Consider the following 18706-nt stretch of genomic DNA (forward strand, 5'->3'; position numbering starts at 1 on the left):
GGGCGATCCCGGCGACCCGTTGCCGGGCCCGGTATCGTCGTGCGACGTGACCGGTCTTCTGCACTCGCACTGCTCGTACTGCGGAACCGTCTACGGGGCCGGGGCCGACTGGCCCAGGGTGTGCGCGGCCTGCGCCCAGACCACCTGGCGCAACCCGCTCCCGGTCGCGGTGGCGATCCTGCCGGTGCTGACCGCCGACGGCCTCGGCGTCGTCGTGCAGCGCCGCGACATCGAACCCGCCCGCGGCAGGCTCGCCCTGCCCGGGGGGTTCATCGAGCACGGCGAGGACTGGCGCGATGCCCTGGTCCGCGAACTGCGCGAGGAGACCGGCCTGACCGGTGACGCCGAGACCGTACGCCCGTTCGCGGTCCACAGCGCCCCCAGCGGCGGCACCCTGCTGATCTTCGGCGTGTTGCCGCCGCAGCCGGCCGACCGGTTGCCGGCGTCGGCGCCGACCGCCGAGGCGACCGAGTGGCTGGTCGTCACCGAACCGACCGAACTCGCCTTCTCCACCCACACCGAGGTTTTGGCCAGCTTCCTCGCCGCCCGGGGCGGGTGAACGCACCCCGGGCGGCCGTCCACAGCGGACCCGCTGATGCCCGGAGAGTCGGCAACCTGACGCATTCCAAGCGTGCGCCCGGTCGACCTCCAGTGGAATCCCGACCGGTGGCCGGACAAACGCGCTGGTCACACCGTTGCGGGCGACTCTGTTGGGGGCCACTGGGAGCACGCTGCAACCCGGGCTGAGAGCTGAGTGGATGCGACTTGCGTGGCTATGGTGAGGTTGGAGTGCCTGGGGGGGCCGACAACACCACCCGACCGGCGTGGGCGGCGCACGGTAACCGGGTGGGGATTTGCATGAGTATTCAGTTCCGGGTTCTGGGCCCTCTCACCGCCGAACTGGACGGGGAACCCGTCGACCTCGGCGGCCGCCGGCCGCGAATGGTCCTCGCCTCGCTGATCGCGGCGCAGGGCCGGGTCCTGTCCACCGAACGTCTCGTCGAGCAGGTGTGGAGCGACGGGCCGCCGCCGACGACGGCCACCCTCTTCAGCTACGTCGCGGCGCTGCGGCGCGCACTCGAACCGAACCGGGCCGCCCGGACGCCGGCCCGGCTGCTGGTGCGGGAGGGCACCGGGTACGCGATCCGGGTGCCACCGGAGACGATCGACGCCGAACGGTTCACCGCGCTGGTGACCGCCGGCGACCGGCAACTCGACCGCGGCGACCCGACCGGGGCGCTCGAGTCGCTGAACGAGGGCCTGGCGCTGTGGCGGGGCCAGGCGTACGGCGACTTCGTCGACGCGCCGTTCACCGTCTCCGAGGTGGCCCGGCTGGAGTCGCTGCGGGCGGTCGCCCGGGAGCAGCGCCTCGCCGCGATGCTCGCGGTCGGCGAGCACAGCACCGCGATCGGTGAACTCGAGGCGCTCGTCATCGACCATCCACTGCGGGAGCGCGGCTGGGAACTGCTCGCGGTGGCGCTCTACCGGGCCGGCCGGCAGGGGGACGCCCTGGCGGTGCTGCGGCAGGCCCGGGAACGCCTCGCCGCGGATCTCGGCTCCGATCCCGGTCCGGGCCTGCTGCGGGTGCAGGCGGCGATCCTCAACCAGGACGAGTCGCTCGACCAGCCGGTCGGCGACGGACCGGCGCCGGCCCGGCAGGTACGGGTGGCGCTGCCGGCGAGCCGCAACGTGTCGGTGGCGCACTCGTCGTTCGTGGGCCGCACCGCCGAACTGGCGACGCTGTCGGACCTGTTGGCCCGGCACCGGCTGGTCACCGTCACCGGGCCGGGCGGGATCGGCAAGACCAGGCTGGTCCTCGAACTCTGCCGGGGCCGCGAAGACGCGGACGGGCCGTGGGTGGTGGAGCTGGCCGGGCTGCGGGAGCCGACGCTGGTCGCCCGGACGGTCGCCGAGACGGTCGGGATACCGGGCAACCCCGGCGCCGACGAACTGGCGGCCGTGCTCGCCGAACGTGAGATGGTGCTGGTCCTCGACAACGCCGAGCATTTGCTGACGGCGGTGGCGGGGCTGGCGCGTACGCTGCTGGGCCGGTGCCCGGGGCTCCGGCTGCTCGTCACGACCCGGCAACCACTGGCGGTGGCCGGGGAGGCCGTCCTCGACGTGGCCCCGCTGCCGCCCGACGACGCGGTCGAGCTGCTGGTGCAGCGCATCGCGGCGGTCCTGCCCGGAGCCGGGCCGGCCGACGTCGACCGGCCGACCGCCGCCCAGGTGTGCCGGGACCTCGACGGCCTGCCGCTGGCGATCGAACTGGCGGCGGCGCAGTCCCGCGCCCTGTCCCTGCGGGAGATCGCGTTCCAGCTCGACGACCGGTTCACACTGCTCGACACCGGGCACGGCGACGACCACCGGCACGCCACGCTGGAGAACACGATCGGGTGGAGCTACCACCTGCTGACCGAACCGGAGCAGCGCCTGTTCCGGCAGCTCAGCGTCTTCGATGGCGGCTTCGACCTGGACGCCGTACGGCTGGTCGGCGGCGGCCTCCCGGTGTCGCAGGTGGTGCCGTCGCTGCTCGGCCTGGTCCGCAAGTCGCTGGTCGCCGCGGACGCCGGGACGACGCCGCGCCGCTACCGGATGCTGGAGTCGGTACGGCTCTACGCGGCGGCGCTGTTGCGCGACGACGAACTCCACGACGCCCGGGCCCGGCACCGGAGCTGGCTGCTGGGGCTCGTCGAGACCGGCGAGCAGCGCCTGCCGACCCCCGACGGCGACACCTGGCTGGCCCGGCTCGGCCTGGAACGCGACAACATCCGGGCCGCCCTCGCCTCGGCGCTCGCCGTCGGGGACCCGCTGTGCGCGGCCCGGATCTGCGGGGCGCTCGCCTGGTTCTGGTACCGGACCGGGCAGATCGCCGAGGGGCTGCGCTGGGGCCGGCGTACCCTGGCCGCGCTGGACGGCCGGCGGCCGGCGGCCGACGCCGTGCCCGACGGGTGGACGCTGGCCCGGGCCCGGCTGCTGATGACCATCGGCGGGGTCAGCTACCTGGCCGGCGAGCACGCCGCCGCCATCCGGGCGCTGCGGACGTCGGCCGACCTGTGCGAGCGGGTCGGGGCCCGGGACGCGCACACCACCGCCGTCATCTACCTGGCCTCGGTCACCGCGATCAGCGGCGACATCGCCAGCGCGCTCCCCCTGGCCGACCAGGCCGTCCGGCTCGCCGAGGTGGTCAACCGGCCGTGGGCGCTGGCCGAGGCGCTGACCGTACGCGCCCAGCTCAGCCGGGCCTGCACCGACCTGCCCCGGGCCCGGGCCGAACTCGCCCGCGCGAACGAACTCGCCCGCTCGTGCGGGCACCGGTGGGCGGTGATCTCGTCGGACTGGGTCGACAGCAAGGTCAGCGTGGATCTCGGCATGCCGGGGCGGGCCCGGAACACCCTGACCACGCTGCTGCTGGAGTCCGATCCGGCGACGGACCGGTCGAGCTGGCTGGCGACGGCCCACTCGCTGGCCGGCGCGCTGGGACGGACCGGGCGGGCCGGGGACGGGGCGGTCCTGCTCGGTGCGGTCGCGGCGCTCGGCACCCCGATCGGCTACTTCCCGGAGCGGATGGACCCGTTCGACTCCCCCGGCGACGCCGCCGCCGTGCGGGCCGCCCTGGACGACGGCGCCTTCGACGCGGGCTTCGCCCGGGGCCGGCAGCTCGGCTGGCCGGAGCTGATCGAGCTGATCGTCTCCCTCGCCGGCCCGGACAACCGGTGGACCGGACCGGCCGGCGTCACAGGGCCGGTGGCAAGGTGACGCCGGGGTCGGGGGCCGGTGGGCGTACGGCGGTGACGGCCGCGTAGCCCTCGGCCAGCCAGCCGAGGTCGGTGCCGGGTGCCGGGTGCGGCTCGGACGCCTCGACGGTGGTGCGGACGTACCCCTCGCCACGCTCGGCGACCGCCATCTGCACCTGCCCGAACGGGGCGAGGGTGGCCGGCCGCAGCCCGGCGATCCGGTCGGCGGGCAGGTCGGGCACGTTCAGGTTGAGCACCGTGCCGGCCGGGGCGTCGAGCAGCCAGGGCAGCAGGCCGATCGCGAAGTCGGCGGCGGCCGGCCAGTTGCGGGCCTCGTCGTCGGCGGTGTCGAGGGCGGCGACGGCGGCACCCCCGGTGGCGCTGGTCGCCGCGGCCGGGGTGAGCACGTCGAGGGAGACCGCCAGCGCGGACAGGCCCTGGTTGGCGGCGGTCAGGGCGGCGCCGACGGTGCCGGAGTGCAGGATCGCGTGGCCGGCGTTGGCGCCCCGGTTGATGCCGGAGAGCACCAGGCGCGGGGCCGGCCCGAAGACGCCGAGTCCGGCCAGCACGGCGATGTAGGCCGGCGAGGCGGCGACGCCGTACGCGACGACGTCCTCCAGGCCGGGCAGGGTGGGCCGGGTGATCACCACCCGGCCCTGGTCGGTGACGGCGCTCAGCGCCGCGCTCATGCCGCTGGCCTCCCGCTCGGGGGCGGCGACGACGACCTCGTGCCCCGCGCCACGGGCGGCGTGTGCCAGCCAGCGGATGCCGGGTGCGGCGACGCCGTCGTCGTTGGTGATCAGAATCCGTACCGGTCGGTCCGCCATGTCCAACGCCTACCCCTCGCCGAGCGGTGCCAGCCGCACCCGGCCGATCAGCTCCCCGATCGTCTCCGCCCGGCCGGTGCCCAGCCCGTGCCGGGTGACGTTCACGGCGCCGGCCGCGGCGCCGGTGCGTACCGCCTGTTCCAGGTCGCCGCCGCGGGCCAGGACGGCCGCGACCCCGGCGCTCATCGAGTCGCCGGCACCGCGGTGGTCGACGACCTGGAGCGGGGGTACGCGCACCTCGGTGACGTCGTCGTCGAGCAGCGCGAGCGCGGGCGCGTCGGCGCGGCTGACCAGGACGGCCCCGGCACCGTCGCGGCGGAGCTGGTGGGCGGCGGCCACGAGTTCGTCGACGCTGTCGTCCTTCGCCCGGCCGTCGTCGATGAGTTCCTCGTGGCTGACCTTGACGAACGTGACGCCGCCGTCGAGGACCGCGGCGAGGTACGGGCCGGACAGGTCGGCGACGACCTGGCCGCCGTTGGCGCGCAGGTCGGCCGCGAGGCACCGGTAGACGTCGGGGTCGACGACTTCCGGGGCCGCCGGTCCACTGAGTACGGACACCGGGGCGCGCAGCCCCTCGGCGAGCGTGATGCTGTAAAGCTCGTCGATGTCGTGGCGGACCATCGGCTCGCCCGGGTGTTCGGCGATCTCGGTCCGGCTGCCGTCGCGCCGGTCGTGGACGCTCCAGCCCGAGCCGGCCTGCCGGGCCACCGCCCGTACCTGGACGTTCTCGTCGGCGAGCAGGACCCGCAGGACATCGCCGACCTCGCCACCGACGGTGACGCACAGGGTGGCCGGCACCCCCAGTGCGGCGATCATGCGGGCCTGCCAGACGCCCTGCCCGCCCGCGTGCAGGTGCAACTCGACCGCGTCGGCCTGCTGTTCGATGGTCACGGTCAGCAACGGTGCCGGCGCGAACACCACCACGTGTCCAGTCATCCCCGCCTACTTCCCAGTGCGGGCCGGCGGCAATCCGGCGTCAGGCGGGTCACGCCGTGAGCGCGGCCCGGTCCAGCGCGGGCCGGCCGCCCGGATGCCCCACGGTGGCGCCGGCAGCGGCGACGGCGTAGCGGACGGCGGCCGGTGGCGGGTCGCCGCGCAGCAGCGCGACGGTCAGCGCGGCGACCAGCGCGTCGCCGGCGCCGGTGGTGTCGACGACGTGCTCGGCGGTCAACGGGACCAGCAGGTGTCCCTCGCCCCAGCGCGGGTCGCGCCACACGGCGAGGTTCCCGGCCCCGCCGAGCCCGAGGACGAGCAGTCCGGGGCCGGCGGCGAGCAGGTCGGTGGCAACGGCCCGGACCCGCTCCGGGTCACCGGCGGTCACCCCGGTCAGCAGTTCCGTCTCGTGGTCGTCGGCCCGCAGCACGTCGGCGGCGGCGAACAGCGCGGCCCGGTGCCCGTCGTCGGTGGGCACGCCGTCGAGCACGACCAGCCGGCCGGCTTCGCGGGCCAGCCGGGCCGCGGTCAGCGTCGCCGTCGGCGGTTGCTGCAACTGCACCAGTACGGCGTCGGCGGCGGTCAGTACGTCGGCGTGGGCGCGTACGTCGGCCTCGGTGAGCAGGACGGCGTCCGGCAGATGTTCGACGTACCGCCAGTGCCCCCGCCCGTCGAGCAGTTCGAGGATCAGCCCGGTGACCGTCTCGCGGCGCCGGACGACGGCCGACACGTCGATGCCGTCGCGGGCAGCCTGGGCGAGCAACTGGTCGGCGACGCTGTCGTCACCGGTCACGGCCAGCAAGGCCGGGTCGGCGCCGAGCTGGGCGAGCGAGACCGCCTGGTTGGCGCCCTTGCCGCCGAGCATCTCGCGGCGCAGCCGGGCGGCGACGGACCGGCCGCCGTCGGGCACCTCGTCGACGAGCAGCACCAGGTCGCGGGCGATCTGGCCGGCGACGGCCACCCGGGCGTTCACCGCCCGGCCTTCCGCGAGTTCGAATCGGTCATCCGCATATCCGGTGCGCTACCCGGTGCCGTACCGACCAAACCGGGGCGCCGGTTACGCGCGTACGACCGGGGTGTCGACGAGGTGTTCGGCGATGAACCAGGCCTGCAGCTCGCCGGTCCGGATGACGTTGGAGACCAGTATGTCGTTGGTGCCGTCGTCGCCCATGTCCGCGACCCGGGCCGCGGCGTCGTGCGCGTCGGTCAGGATCATCTCGTGTGCCTCGAGGAGGCGGGACAGCATCGCGGGCACCTCCTCGGCGCCGTCCGGCGGGCGGGGCACCTTGGTTATCTCCGCCACGTGCCGGGGGTCGCCGACGGCGACGCCGCCGAGCGTCTGGACCCGTTCGGCGAGCATGTCGATGAGGGCGAGTTGTTCGCCGGCGTGCTTGTCGAGCAGCAGGTGCAGTTGGTAGAAGGTGTGGCCGCGCATCAGCCAGTGGTGCTTCTTGTAGAGGGCGTACAGGATCTGGGTGTCGGAGAGGATGCGGTTGACCCGCTCGCAGGAGTACATCCGGGCGTCGTACGACAGCCCGACCGGCAACTGGCGTACGGAGCCGAACTCCTGGATCTGCCGGCCGTGCTGGTGCAACAGGGGTTGGCTGGTGCTCGTGGTGCGCTCCACATACCTCGTCATGCCTGTGGCCTCCTGGAGATGTCGGGCATCACATGCCGCTCCCGACCACGCGGGTGGGGTCGCCGGTACCGGCGTCGGCGTGGGTGCGGCCGTCACCCGAACGATATGCCGGAAAAGGAGGGGCTGAAGATGCTTCGACGGTATCCATCGGGCCGCTCCGCCGGGCCAGGGGCGGGCGGTTGTTTCCTGATCTGAGCGCCAGGGACCTTTCCGCCGACGGATAAGGTCCCTGACGCTCAGATCGACAACGCGGGACCGGCGGTGGCGCGGTCAGCGGCGGGCCACACGGGCCGCGGCGGTGAGGCGCCGGGCTACACGGGCCGGCGGTGGCACGGTCAGCGGCGGGCGATGCCGGGCTGGCCGCGGCCGAGGGCGTCGAGCCGGCCCCAGCGGCCGGGGATGTCGTGCAGCTCGATCTGTCCCATCTCCTCCGGCACGGCCGGGTCGACCACGAGGTGGTCGTCGTACGGTTCCAGGCCCAGCAGGGTACGCAGGAACAGCAGCGGGGCGCCGGCCGAGGTGGCGTGCGGGGCGCCGGCCGAGGCGTACAGGACCGGGTACTTCGTCAGGGTCGAGTCGTAGCCGGCAAGGGCCTCGGGCAGCCGCCCGCCGAAGTACCGGCCGGCGCCGAGGATCGCGGCGGCGACCCGGGCGGCCTCGGGGCGGAAGCCGTACCGGCGCAGCCCCCAGGCGATGATCGAGTTGTCGAACGGCCACACCGTGCCGGTGTGGTATCCGATCGGGTTGTAGCGCTGCTCGGTGGTCGCCAGGGTACGGATGCCCCAGCCGGAGAACAGGGTGGGGCCGAGCAGGTGCGAGACGACGGCCTCGGCCCGGTCCGGTTCGACGATGCCGCTCCACAGCAGGTGGCCGATGTTCGAGGTGAGCGAGTCGACCTGCTGCCCGTCGGCCTGCAGGGCGGCCGCGTAGTATCCCCTGTCCTCGATCCAGAAGTCGCGGTTGAAGCGTTCCCGCAGTGCCGCGGCCTCCCGCTCCAGCCGGTCGGCGTACTCCGGATCGCCCCAGACCCGGCGGGCCAGCCGGGCGGCCCGGCACTTGGCGTCGTAGACGTAGCCCTGGATCTCGCACGCCGCCTGCGGATAGCCGGCCAGCCGGCCGTCGCGGAAGGAGACACCCTCGTCGGAGCACTTCCAGCTCTGGCCGACCGTGCCGTCGGTGCTGCCGTGCGGGCCGTACCAGAGGTAGCCGTTGCCGACCAGGTCGGCGTACCGGTCGATCCAGTCGAGCGCCTGGGTGGCCTCGAACCGCAGCTCGTTGACGAGTTCGGTGTCGCCGGTCCAGCGTTCGTACTCGTCGAGCAGGATCACGAACAGCGGGGTGGTGTCCGCGGCGGCGTACAGGATGGCGTGCGGTCGCTCGTTGAACGCCGCGGACTCGTCGTACCGCAGTTCCTGAAGGATCTTGCCGGGCTCCTCGCCGCGGAACGGGTCGATCCGGGCGCCCTGCGCGAGCGACAGGATGCGCAGGGCGGGTACGCAGGTCTGCGGCAGGAACGGCAGGGCCTGCATCCGGCTGAAGATCGCGTCGCGGCCGAACAGGTTCATGAACCACGGCATCCCGGCCAGCGGCTGGTACTCCCGGTAGTTGAGACCCTTGTACCGCAGGGCGACCAGGTCGGAGAGACTGCGCTGGTACGTCTGCTGGAGCGGCTCGTAGTCGGTGCGCAGCCGGGGTGCCCCGCTCACCCAGTCGTCGAGTTCCTGCCGGATCTGCTCCGTGCTGCGCAGCCGGTGACCGGGCAGCGCCTCCCGCAGGTCGGCGGGCTTGGCCGGCCGTAGGAGCGCGGTGACCCGCAGGTCGGTGTGCCAGATGCCGTGCGGTTCGACCCGGGTGGTGAACGTCATGCCGTTGTCGTCGGTCGCGCAGGGCTGGCTCGACGCGACCAGCGTCTCCCGGACGAAGACGCCGCGCTCGTACCGGACGGTCAGCACGCCGTCCCGGATCGTCGTCGTGGTTTCGCGGTGCCGCTGGACGCCGTGCTTGATGTCGATCAGTTCGGCGAAGTCGGCGCCGATGTCGAGGCGGATGGTCAGGTCCATCGGCTCCTTCGAGTGGTTCTGCACCGACACCCGTTCCTCGAAGGCGTCGCCGGCCCACCGGTGCCGGAACACCGAGATGTCGGTGTCGACGTAGTGGGTCGGCTGGCCGGGGGTGAGGAAGAACCGGGACTCGAAGTACTGCAGGTCGTCGATCGACAGCGTCTGCAGGCGCTCCCCGTTGACGGTGAGCCGCCAGGTGGACAGGAACCGGGTGTCGAAGAAGAACAGGCCGAGCGGCATCTGCCGGGACGGTTCGACGTCGCCCTTGCGGTCACAGGTCATGAACAGGTTGCCGTAGTAGATGCTGACCGGATTCACTCGCCACCTCCGGGCCGGGGGGCGTGCGCGGCGACGGCCTCGGGCAGCGGACCGCGGGTGTCGGCCAGGGGCGGCAGCAGTCTGCGGAAGGTCAGGAAGAGGGTGAGGTCGCCCTCGACGGCGGCGCGGTCGCGCAACGTCATCGAGACGGTGTGGTCGCGGCCGGCGAGCAGGTTCTCGAACCATTCGCCGGACATGTTCACCACGCACCCGGCCGGGCGGTCGTCGGGCACCGCGGTGGCGCCGCCGCCGGCGAAGGTGACCAGCCAGTTGTCGACGGCCCCGTTCCGGTGCAACACGAACCTGATCGTCCCGTGCCTGCTCGGTGGGAGCCGCCCCACCGACGTCTCGCCCAGCGTGGCGAAGAACCGATCGATGTCGTCCACCACCGGTGACAGCTCCCTCCGCTCGGCGTACGGCGCCAACCCTGGCCGCAACCGGGGTGGCCGGGGATCACCCGGTCCGGGTGAACCGTCGCGGAGCCGGGTCCGGTGGTCACCGGGAACGGCGTCGCCACTCCCGGGCGAGGAGTTCGTACGAGCGCACCCGGTCGGCGTGGCGGTGGGTGATGGTGGTGACGGCCAGTTCGTCGGCGCCGGTCGCCTCCCGCAACTGTTCGAGCCGGTCGGCGACCTCGGTCGGGGTGCCGACGAACTGCGTGTCGACGCGGTCGGCGACCAGTTCCCGGTCGGCGTCGGTCCATTCGTGGGCGCGGGCCTCCTCGGGGGTCGGGAACGGCATCGCGCCCTCGCCGGTGCGGATGCCGCGTACCCACGGGCCGTAGCCGGCGGCGAGTTCGCGGGCGGTGTCGGTGTCCGGCGCCACGACGACGTCGGCGGAGACGCTGACGTAGGGCCGGTCCAGTTCCGCCGACGGACGGAACGCGGCCCGGTAGCCGTCGGCCGCCTCCAGGACGGTGGCCGGGCTGACGTGGTAGTTGGCGGCGAACCGGAGCCCGTGCGCGCCGGCGACCTGCGCGCTCTCGCCGCCGCTGCTGCCGAGGATCCAGACCTGCAACCGGGCGCCGGTGCCCGGTACCGGCCGCGCCGGTTCGCCGTCGGCGGACCGGTAGGTGCCGCGTAGCAGGCGCAGCAGGTCGTCGACCTGCTCGACGTAGTCCTGCGACCGGGCACCGGGTAGCTGGAGCAGCGTTCTCTGCAGGACAAAGCGGGGCGCGGCGAGCAGGTGTGCGGCGGAGAACCGGGGCGGGATCAGCAGCCCGTTCGGCGCCCGGCCGCCGACCGGGGCCGGGGCCGGCTCGGTGGGTCGGCCGCCGGAGCGGCCGAGGCCGAGGTCGAGCCGCCCGGGATGCAGGGCGTCGATCAGCCCGAACTCCTCCACGGTCGACAGCGCGGTGCGGTGGCCCATCAGCACCGCGCCGGAGCCCACCCGGATCGTCGAGGTGGCGGCCGCGGCCAGCGCGATCATGATCGCCGGAGAGGTGCCGGCGACGCCGGGGTTGAGGTGGTGCTCGGCGAACCAGTACCGGGCGTATCCGAACCGCTCGGCCCGCCGGGCGAGGTCGATGCTGTTGCCTATCGCCTCCGCGGCGGTCGCCCCGGACGGGATCGGGACCAGGTCGAGCACCGCGAGCGGGGTGGTGGGCATCGGATTCTCCTCGTTCACTCTGCCGGGTCGGGAGCACAGGCGATGGGCGCGACCAGGGGGAACCTCATCCGGCGGTCCGGACCGCCGGTTCGGGTACGGCGAGCCCGAGGTGGTCACGCAGCGTCGGCCCGGTGTATTCGGTGCGGAAGACCCCGCGTTCCTGCAGCAGCGGTACGACGGTGTCGGCGAACTCGTCGAGCCCGCCGGGGGTCAGGTGCGGTATGAGAATGAACCCGTCGCCGGCCTCGGCCCGGACGAACTCGTCCATCGCCCGTGCCACGGTCGCCGGTGAGCCGATGAAGGTCTGCCGGCCGGTGACCTCGATGACCAGTTCGCGGATCGACAGCCGCTTCGCCGCCGCGCGCTCGCGCCACTCCTTCGCCGTGGCCAGCGGGTCGCGGTACATCCGTACGCTGGCCCGGCCGCGGGCGACCAGGTTCTCGCCCGGCACGGGATCGATCTCGGGCAGCGGGCCGTCGGGGTCGTACCCGGACAGGTCCCGGTTCCACAGTTGTTCCAGGAACCGGATCGCGGTCTGTCCGCTGACCTGCCGCAGCCGGATCTCGTGGGCCCGTTCGTGCGCCTCCTCGTCGGTGTCGGCGAGGGCGAAGGTCGTCGCCGGCAGGACCAGCAACTGCTCGGGTGTACGGCCGTGGCGGTGCAGCCGTGCCTTGACGTCGGCGTAGAAGGCGCGCCCGGCCGCCAGGGTGCCGTGCTGGCTGAAGATCGCGTCGGCCGAGGAGGCGGCGAACTCCCGGCCGGCGTCGGAATCACCGGCCTGGAAGATCACCGGCCGGCCCTGCGGCCCGCGCGGTACGGTGAACCGCCCGGCGATGTCGAAGTGGGCGTCGCGGTGCGCGAACGTGCCCGCCCGGGCGTCGCCGAGGAACACCCCCGACCGCCGGTCGGCGACGATCTCGTCGCCCCGCCACGAGTCGAAGAGCTCCCACGTGGTGTGCAGGAAGCTGCGGGCCCGCTCGTACCGCTGCTCCTGCGGCAGGAAACCGCCGCGCCGGAAGTTCTCGCCGGTGAACGCGTCCCAGGAGGTGACCACGTTCCACGCGGCCCGGCCGCCGGAGAGGTGGTCGAGGCTGGCGAACTGCCGGGCGACCTCGTACGGCTCGTTGAACGTGGAGTTGATCGTGCCGGCCAGGCCGAGGTGGTCGGTGACCGCCGCGAGGGCGGCGAGGACGGTGAACGTGTCGGGGCGGCCGACGACGTCGAGGTCGTGGATGAGGCCGTTCTGCTCCCGCAGCCGCAGCCCTTCGGCCAGGAAGAGGAAGTCGAACCTGGCCCGTTCGGCGGTGCGGGCGAAGTGGGCGAAGGAGCTGAACTCGATGTGGCTGCCGGCCCGGGGGTCGCTCCACACCGTGGTGTTGTTGACGCCGGGGAAGTGCGCGGCGAGGTGGATCTGTCTGGGTGGTCTGTCCATGGTCGGCTGGCCCTCCTGGGTCTGGCGGTGCCGGCGGTTCAGGCGGCGGCGTACCGGTTGGCCGGGCGGGACAGGCCGAGCAGCCCGCGCAGGGTGCCGGCCGGGTACGTCCGGCGGAACGCGCCGCGCCGCGACAGTTCCGGCACCAGCCCTCGGGTGACCTGTTCGAGGTCGTACGGCAGGCAGGCGGGACGCAGCCGGAAGCCGGTGAGGCCGGCCTCCTGCCACTCCTGCAGCAGGTCCGCGAGTTCGGCCGGGGTGCCGGCGAAGACCGCCGCGTCGGCGGCGGGCGGACCGCCGGCGAGTTCGTCGAGCCGGGCCCGCCGGGCGCGGGCCCGCGCGGCGGTCGCGTCGAGGAACACGATCAGATCGCCGAAGACGTGCGGGGTCTCCCCCGCCCGGCCCGCGGCGGCCCGGATCTCGGCGACGACGGCCCGGGCCGGCCCCGGTCCGTCCGCAGTCACGAACCCGAGGTCGGCCGAGCGGCCGATCAGGCGGTACGACAGGCTGCCGTGGGCGAGCGCGGCGACAACCGGTTGCCCCTGCGGCGGGCGGGGGGTGATCGACGGCCCCTTCACGCTGAACCAGCGGCCGGTGAAGTCGATGTGGTGCAGCCGGTCGCGGTCGACGAAGCGGCCGGTGGCGACGTCCCGGATCTCGGCGTCGTCCTCCCAGCTGTCCCAGAGCCGGCGGAGGACCTCGACGTAGTCGGCCGCCTCGTCGAACAGGTCGCGGACCGCGCCGGCGTCGCCGGGGTCCGGTGGCCGACGGCGGCCGAAGTGGGCCGCCTCGTCGGGCCGGGCCGACACCCGTACCTGCACGCCGGCCCGGCCGCCGGACACGAAGTCGAGGGTGGCGATCGCCTTGGCGATGTGGAACGGCTCGGTGTGGGTGACCACGACGCTGGGTACGAGTCCGATGTGGCTGGTCAGTGGTGCGACGCGGGACGCGATCAGCACCGCGTCGAGCCGGCCGCGGACCCGGTCGGTGCGGTCGTCCGGCCCCGCCGGGTGGGTGGACTGCGGGCCGAGCGAGTCTTCGATGGTGACGAGGTCGAGCCGGCCGCGTTCGGCCTCGGTGACGAGGTCGGCCCAGTAGCGGGCGGTGAACAGGTCCGCCGGCCGGGCGGTCGGCTCGCGCCAGGCGGCGGGGTGCCAGCCGGCGCCGTCGAGCGTCACGGCGAGATGCATCGACGGGAGGGTGTCGGGCATGGCGCGGCTCCGCTTCCTGGGTGGGAGGTGGTGACGGGCCTGGCTCGGCGGCGGAGGAACACGCCCGGTAAGCCGGGTTTGTCGGCTATCGCCGGACCCTTCTGCGAGGCTACCCCGGATCGAACGTACCTGTCTATCCCTACAGGATTAGTGGGCTTTACGGCCGGTTCACGGCTGCCCGGGGCCGAGGCCGGCCAGCCACCGCTCGAGGTCCGCCGGCCGGCGGAACAGCAGGACCGGCGGCCCGCCCGGCTCGGCCTGCCAGCGCCGCATCCGCCGGCGCTTGCCGGCGAACGACCCGAAGTGCCACACGACGACCGACTCGGTGGAGAAGACGCTGCCCAGCGACTCGTGGTTGCCGTTGCAGATCGTCTCCCGGGTCACCACCCGGCGCGCGGTCCGGCGCAGCAGCCGCCACAACGACAGCCAGCGCGGATAGTCCAGGCCGATGACGAGGTCGGCGTGGGCCAGCGGAAGGTCCAGCCAGGGGCCGTACGCCCCGTCGAGGATCCACCGCCGCTGCCGGCAGATGGCCCCGATCCGTTGACGCTGCACCGCCGTGGGCACCTCGACCCAGCCGGGTTCCCAGGTCAGGTCGTCGACCGGATGCCACGGCAGGCCCAGCCGCCGGGCCAGTTCCTCGGCCAACGTGGACTTTCCGGAGCCGTACACCCCGTAGACGAGGATTCTCGACGGGCCGGCCACCCGGCGAGGGTATGTCGTCGTGTCCTCCTCGACGAACCCGCGGCCCCGGAGCCGGTCGGCGCGGGGTCACCTCAGGAGCCACGTCTAGCATTCGCTGATGCGAGCCAGCGTGGACGAGGACCCGGCAGCCGGAAACGACGGTGCCGGGCGGCGCCCGGGGCGTCCCGCCCTGGCCGGCGCCCGGGAGGTGCTGGCGATCCCGGCGTTCCGCCGGCTGTGGATGGTCACCGGGCTGTGCAGCAGCGCGGACTGGCTGGCGCTGGCCGCGTTCGCCGCGCTCGCCGGCACCCTCGCCACCAGCAGCGCCGGACTGAACTACGCGTTCAGCGGCGTCCTGTTCGCCAACCTCCTGCCCGGCCTGCTCTTCTCGCCGGTCGCGGGCCTGCTGGCGGACCGGTTCGACCGGCGTACCGTGATGGCCGTCGCCGACCTGGCCCGGTGCGCGCTGCTGCTGTCGATCGCGGTGGTGAACAGCTACTGGTGGATCCTCGTCGGCGGCTTCCTCGTCCAGGTGGCCACGACGATGTGGATTCCGGCGAAGGACGCCGCCGTACCCGGCCTGTTGCGGCGACCGGACCAGGTCGCGCCGGCGGCCCAACTGGGCCTGGCGATGACGTACGGTCTCACGATCGCCGTCGCCGGCGGCCTGTTCACGCTGATCACGGGAGCCGGTACGGTCTTCGGCCTGCCGTCGCACGTGCTCGACATGAACGGTCTGACCCGGCTCGCGGTCGTCGTCGCCGCGCTGTTCTACCTGGCCAGCGCGGTGTCGATCGCGACCGTCCTGCCCGAGCTCGCCGCCCGCCCGACCCCGGCCACACCGGCCGGTGCGGCCGACCGGGCGCCGGACGCGACGCCCGGCCCGGGTCTGGGCGCGATGCTGCGCGACAGCGTCTCCTACGTACGCACGAGCCCGCTGGTCCGGGGGCTGCTGATCGGCATGGCCGGTGCCCTCGCCGCCGGCGGCGCCGTCGTCGGCTCGGCCCAGACGTACGCGCTGAGCCTGCGCGGTGGTCAGGCCGCGTTCGGACTCCTGCTCCTCGCCGCGTTCGTCGGGCTGGTGGCCGGAATCCTCGGTACGCCCCGGCTGGCCCGTCGGGTGACGCACGAACGGCTGTTCGGGATCGCGGTCGTCGGTGCCGGGAGCGTACTGGTCGTGGTGGCGCTCTCCCCGCACCTGGCGGTGTCGCTGGCGGCCGTCGTGGCCGTGGGCGCCGGTGCCGGCACCGCCTTCCTGACCGGGGTGACGATCATCGGCTCCCGGGTCGAGGACGCGATGCGGGGCCGGGTCAACGCGCTCTACCAGTCGATGCTGAAGGTCGTCCTGGGGTGTTCGGTGGCCCTCGCGCCACTGTTGGTGACCCTGATCGGGCAACGTCGGCTGCACCTGTGGGGCGAGGACTTCCTCGTCGACGGCACCCGTCCGGTGATTCTCGGCGCCGGCCTGCTGGCCGCCCTGGCGGGCGGGCTGGCCTACCGCCGGATGCGGGCCGGGATTGCGCATTCCGGCGAAAGTGCCGGGCAACGTCGCTAGCCTGTCGGGGACCGCACTGGCGCGACCGGAGGGAGCACCCGATGGGTTCCCTGCTCAACCCCTACCTCAGCTTCGACGGCGACGCACGGCAGGCGATGGAGTTCTACGAGCGGGTCTTCGGCGGCACCCTGATGATGAACACCTACGGCGAGTTCGGCGCGCCGGACCCGGCGGCCGCCGACAAGGTCATGCACGCCAGGCTGGACACCTCCGGCGGGTTCACGCTCATGGGTGCCGACCACCCGCCGGGCGAGGACTACCGGCCGGGCAACAACCTGTCGGTCAGCCTGAGCGGTGACGACGCCGACGAGCTGCGCGGCTACTGGGCGAAGCTGTCCGAGGGCGGGAACGTGTCGGTGCCGCTGGAGAAGCAGATGTGGGGCGACGAGTTCGGCACCTGCCAGGACCGGTTCGGGGTGACCTGGATGGTCAACATCTCCCAGCCGCAGGGCTGACCGGTCGATGCCGGCTCAGGATCGGCGGAGCCGGTAGCCGAGGCCGCGCAACGTCTCGATCACGTCGACGCCGAGCTTCTTGCGCAGGGTGCTGACGTGGACGTTGACGAGGTTGGGGCTGGGCTCGAAGTCGTAGCCCCAGGCGTGGGCCAGGAGCTGTTCGCGGCTGAGTACCCGGCCGGGATGCCGGAAGAGCACTTCCAGAAGGGCGAACTCACGCCCGGTGAGGGCCACGTCCCGGCCGTGCACGGTGACTCGCCGGGCCCGCGGGTCGAGCCGGACCGGGCCGGACGCGAGGATGGGCGGCTCGTCGATGCCGGCGTCCCGCAGCCGCGCCCGGATCCTCGCGAGCAGTTCCTCGAAGCGGAACGGCTTGGTCACGTAGTCGTCGGCGCCGGCGTCGAGGCAGGCGGCCGCGTCCTGGCCCGGCCGGCCGGTCAGCACCAGCACCGGTAGCCCGCGGCGGTGTGTCCGCAGGGTCCGCAACACGTCGAGGCCGCTGCGGTCGGGCAGTCCCAGGTCGAGGATGACCAGGTCGAACTCATGGCCCACGCCGAACCGCTCGGCCTGTGCGGCGTCGGTGGCGTGGACCGTCGTCCACCCGTTCGCCCGCAGCCCCTTGACGAGGAACGACGCGATCTGGGCGTCGTCCTCGGCGATCAGGATCCTGGCCACGGCGGTGCCCCTTCCCCGGGCCGCTCCGGAATGACCAGGGTGAACGTCGCTCCGCCGCCCGGCCCGCTGACCAGTTCGACGCGGCCGCCGTGGGCCACCGCGATCGCCCTGACGATCGACAGCCCCAGCCCCGAGCCGGGATAGCGCAGGTGGGCCCGGGCGCCGCGACGCAGGCGGTCGAAGATGTACGGCTGGTCCTTGGGCGGGACACCACAGCCGGTGTCGCGGACCCAGAGCCGTAGCTCGCCGTCGACGAGAGTCGCGCCGAGGGCGATCGTGTCGGTTCCGGTGGTGTGCCGTACGGCATTGTCGGCCAGATTGACCATGGCCTCGGTGAGCCGGTGCCGGTCGGCGGTCCCCTGCCCCGGCCCGGCCTCGTCGAGTCGCCAGTCGCGTACGGCGAGCGCACTGACCTTGACCACGAGTTCGGCCATGAACGTCTCCAGGTCGATCCGCTCGCGCTGGATGAATCGTGGATGGTCGACATCGGCGAGCAGCTGCAGATCGTTGACTATCCGGCCCATCCGGACCAGTTCGTCGGAGACCAGGGCGATGGTGCCACGCCATTGCGGATTTCCGGAGACCTCGCGGTCGAGCAGGCCGAGATTTCCCAGGGAGATGGTCAGCGGCCCCCGCAGTTCGTGGCTGGCGTCGGCGACGAATTCGCGTTCCCGGCGGAAGACCGCCTCAAGGCGGTCGAGCATCGCGTTGAAGGTGTTGGCCATTTCCGCCGCCTCGCGCTGGCGGCCGACCGGGATACGGCGGGTCAGGTCGGATTGCGAGATCAGCCGGGCCGTCTCGGTGAGTTGCCGGACCGGACCGAGCACCCGGCCGGTCACCAGCCAGGCGCAGGCCGAGGCGAGCACCAGCACGCCGAGAATGACGCCGGCGCCGTACCGCTGGAGTTTGGCGATCTCCGCGCGTTCACCCACCGGGAGGATGGTGACCACGAACGCGCCGCTGCTGGTGCCGACCCGGATCGGCAGGGCCGCGTAGTAGGCCACCCCGCTGCCGGTGTCGTAGCTGGCCAGGCGGGGGCGGTCCGGCCCGGGCGCGGGCGCGCCGGCGGCATCGGCGAAGGCCCGCAGGGCCGGCTCGGGAAGCCTGTCGATCGGGAACCGGCTGAGCGCGGCGTGGTAGAGCTGACCGTCCGCGAAGGCCAGCATCGCCTCCTCGTTGCTGGGCACGTTGCGGCGGAAGTAGACGTCGAAGACGGCCTGGACGGTGGTGAACGCGGCCCCGGTGCGGGGATCGTGGCCGTCCGCGGTCAGCCGCCGCATCTCGAGGAACTCCTGCTGTACGGCCTCGGCCACCCGGCTTTCCAGGCGGATCACGAGCACCTCGTGAATGGCGATCGCGGAAACGCCGATCGATATGACGATCAATGCGATGTAGGACAGGAGTATTCGGGTGTGGATGCTCCGCATGGCCCGGGACCAACCGGAGCGACCCACCATCGAAACACTCCCCAGGGTCGCGCGAATGGTCGTCGCGCGGACCGGGCCGCCACCTCGTGCCGCGCGCCTCGGCATCGTACTTCCGAAGTGGATACGGCCGGAATCTTCGAACGGC

General features: G+C 73.2%; 16 protein-coding genes. 4 read left to right on the forward strand and 12 right to left on the reverse strand.

What is annotated here, in order from left to right; genetic code table 11:
* The first annotated feature begins 46 nt into the window (after positions 1–46).
* Entirely contained in the window at positions 47–559 is a 513-nt protein-coding gene (locus tag QCD66_RS22165) for an NUDIX domain-containing protein (protein ID WP_364212036.1), read from the forward strand.
* 299 nt (positions 560–858) lie between these two features.
* On the forward strand, positions 859–3759 hold the full coding sequence (locus QCD66_RS22170) for a BTAD domain-containing putative transcriptional regulator (RefSeq protein WP_375732736.1): 2901 nt from the start codon (positions 859–861) through the stop codon (positions 3757–3759).
* On the opposite strand, the gene surE is transcribed toward QCD66_RS22170, so the two are convergent.
* The 10 genes from surE to QCD66_RS22220 all read right to left on the reverse strand — a co-directional run bounded on the left by surE (position 3737) and on the right by QCD66_RS22220 (position 14470).
* The gene (gene surE / locus QCD66_RS22175) at positions 3737–4564 is read right to left on the reverse strand and encodes a 5'/3'-nucleotidase SurE (protein WP_375732735.1); all 828 of its coding nucleotides are present in this window, start codon (positions 4562–4564) and stop codon (positions 3737–3739) included. The genes QCD66_RS22170 and surE overlap by 23 nt on opposite strands.
* A gap of 9 nt (positions 4565–4573) precedes the next feature.
* Positions 4574–5500, reverse strand: coding sequence for a 1-phosphofructokinase family hexose kinase (locus QCD66_RS22180; RefSeq protein WP_375732734.1), 927 nt, complete (start codon positions 5498–5500; stop codon positions 4574–4576).
* A 49-nt stretch (positions 5501–5549) separates the two neighbouring features.
* Positions 5550–6470, reverse strand: a complete 921-nt coding sequence (locus QCD66_RS22185) for a PfkB family carbohydrate kinase (RefSeq protein ID WP_375732733.1) — start codon at positions 6468–6470, stop codon at positions 5550–5552.
* An 84-nt stretch (positions 6471–6554) separates the two neighbouring features.
* Positions 6555–7136, reverse strand: coding sequence for a DNA starvation/stationary phase protection protein (locus tag QCD66_RS22190; RefSeq protein WP_364212051.1), 582 nt, complete (start codon positions 7134–7136; stop codon positions 6555–6557).
* Positions 7137–7471: 335 nt separating this feature from the next.
* Positions 7472–9514 carry a glycogen debranching N-terminal domain-containing protein gene (locus tag QCD66_RS22195; protein ID WP_375732732.1) on the reverse strand — a complete coding sequence of 681 codons (2043 nt, stop codon included), beginning with the start codon at positions 9512–9514 and terminating at the stop codon, positions 7472–7474.
* Positions 9511–9900 carry an SCP2 sterol-binding domain-containing protein gene (locus tag QCD66_RS22200; protein ID WP_375732731.1) on the reverse strand — a complete coding sequence of 130 codons (390 nt, stop codon included), beginning with the start codon at positions 9898–9900 and terminating at the stop codon, positions 9511–9513. The genes QCD66_RS22195 and QCD66_RS22200 overlap by 4 nt, the downstream gene beginning before the upstream one ends.
* 109 nt (positions 9901–10009) lie before the next feature.
* Positions 10010–11122: an LLM class flavin-dependent oxidoreductase gene (locus tag QCD66_RS22205; protein WP_364212059.1), complete on the reverse strand. Its 1113-nt coding sequence runs from the start codon at positions 11120–11122 to the stop codon at positions 10010–10012.
* A 64-nt stretch (positions 11123–11186) separates the two neighbouring features.
* Complete coding sequence (locus tag QCD66_RS22210; protein ID WP_375732730.1) at positions 11187–12554, reverse strand: NtaA/DmoA family FMN-dependent monooxygenase; 1368 nt, start codon at positions 12552–12554, stop codon at positions 11187–11189.
* A gap of 38 nt (positions 12555–12592) precedes the next feature.
* Positions 12593–13765, reverse strand: coding sequence for an LLM class flavin-dependent oxidoreductase (locus QCD66_RS22215; protein ID WP_375732729.1), 1173 nt, complete (start codon positions 13763–13765; stop codon positions 12593–12595).
* A gap of 168 nt (positions 13766–13933) precedes the next feature.
* Positions 13934–14470 (reverse strand): adenylate kinase, encoded by a 537-nt coding sequence (locus QCD66_RS22220; protein ID WP_375732728.1) that lies wholly within the window; start codon positions 14468–14470, stop codon positions 13934–13936.
* 97 nt (positions 14471–14567) lie between these two features.
* Here QCD66_RS22220 and QCD66_RS22225 point away from each other — a divergent pair, with 97 nt between their 5' ends.
* On the forward strand, positions 14568–16004 hold the full coding sequence (locus tag QCD66_RS22225) for an MFS transporter (protein ID WP_375732727.1): 1437 nt from the start codon (positions 14568–14570) through the stop codon (positions 16002–16004).
* A gap of 41 nt (positions 16005–16045) precedes the next feature.
* A complete protein-coding gene (locus QCD66_RS22230) occupies positions 16046–16459 on the forward strand; it encodes a VOC family protein (RefSeq protein WP_364212073.1) in 414 nt (137 codons plus the stop codon).
* Between the two features lie 15 nt (positions 16460–16474).
* Here QCD66_RS22230 and QCD66_RS22235 read toward each other — a convergent pair whose 3' ends face one another.
* Together QCD66_RS22235 and QCD66_RS22240 are read right to left on the reverse strand one after the other, a co-directional pair.
* On the reverse strand, positions 16475–17134 hold the full coding sequence (locus tag QCD66_RS22235) for a response regulator transcription factor (RefSeq protein ID WP_375732726.1): 660 nt from the start codon (positions 17132–17134) through the stop codon (positions 16475–16477).
* Positions 17119–18468 (reverse strand): sensor histidine kinase, encoded by a 1350-nt coding sequence (locus QCD66_RS22240; RefSeq protein WP_407566764.1) that lies wholly within the window; start codon positions 18466–18468, stop codon positions 17119–17121. Before QCD66_RS22240 ends, QCD66_RS22235 begins: the two co-directional genes overlap by 16 nt.
* Between the last annotated feature and the right edge of the window lie 238 nt (positions 18469–18706).

It is taken from the genome of Polymorphospora sp. A560, from assembly GCF_045781765.1.
Classification (GTDB): domain Bacteria; phylum Actinomycetota; class Actinomycetes; order Mycobacteriales; family Micromonosporaceae; genus Polymorphospora; species Polymorphospora lycopeni.

What these genes read in the sequence shown, in the direction of transcription:
- QCD66_RS22180 (WP_375732734.1), bottom strand. Translation starts at nt 5,500, where the DNA reads ATGACTGGACACGTGGTGGTGTTCGCGCCGGCACCGTTGCTGACCGTG.
- QCD66_RS22190 (WP_364212051.1), bottom strand. Translation starts at nt 7,136, where the DNA reads ATGACGAGGTATGTGGAGCGCACCACGAGCACCAGCCAACCCCTGTTG.
- QCD66_RS22215 (WP_375732729.1), bottom strand. Translation starts at nt 13,765, where the DNA reads ATGCCCGACACCCTCCCGTCGATGCATCTCGCCGTGACGCTCGACGGC.
- QCD66_RS22170 (WP_375732736.1), top strand. Translation starts at nt 859, where the DNA reads ATGAGTATTCAGTTCCGGGTTCTGGGCCCTCTCACCGCCGAACTGGAC.
- QCD66_RS22210 (WP_375732730.1), bottom strand. Translation starts at nt 12,554, where the DNA reads ATGGACAGACCACCCAGACAGATCCACCTCGCCGCGCACTTCCCCGGC.
- surE (WP_375732735.1), bottom strand. Translation starts at nt 4,564, where the DNA reads ATGGCGGACCGACCGGTACGGATTCTGATCACCAACGACGACGGCGTC.
- QCD66_RS22230 (WP_364212073.1), top strand. Translation starts at nt 16,046, where the DNA reads ATGGGTTCCCTGCTCAACCCCTACCTCAGCTTCGACGGCGACGCACGG.
- QCD66_RS22205 (WP_364212059.1), bottom strand. Translation starts at nt 11,122, where the DNA reads ATGCCCACCACCCCGCTCGCGGTGCTCGACCTGGTCCCGATCCCGTCC.
- QCD66_RS22225 (WP_375732727.1), top strand. Translation starts at nt 14,568, where the DNA reads ATGCGAGCCAGCGTGGACGAGGACCCGGCAGCCGGAAACGACGGTGCC.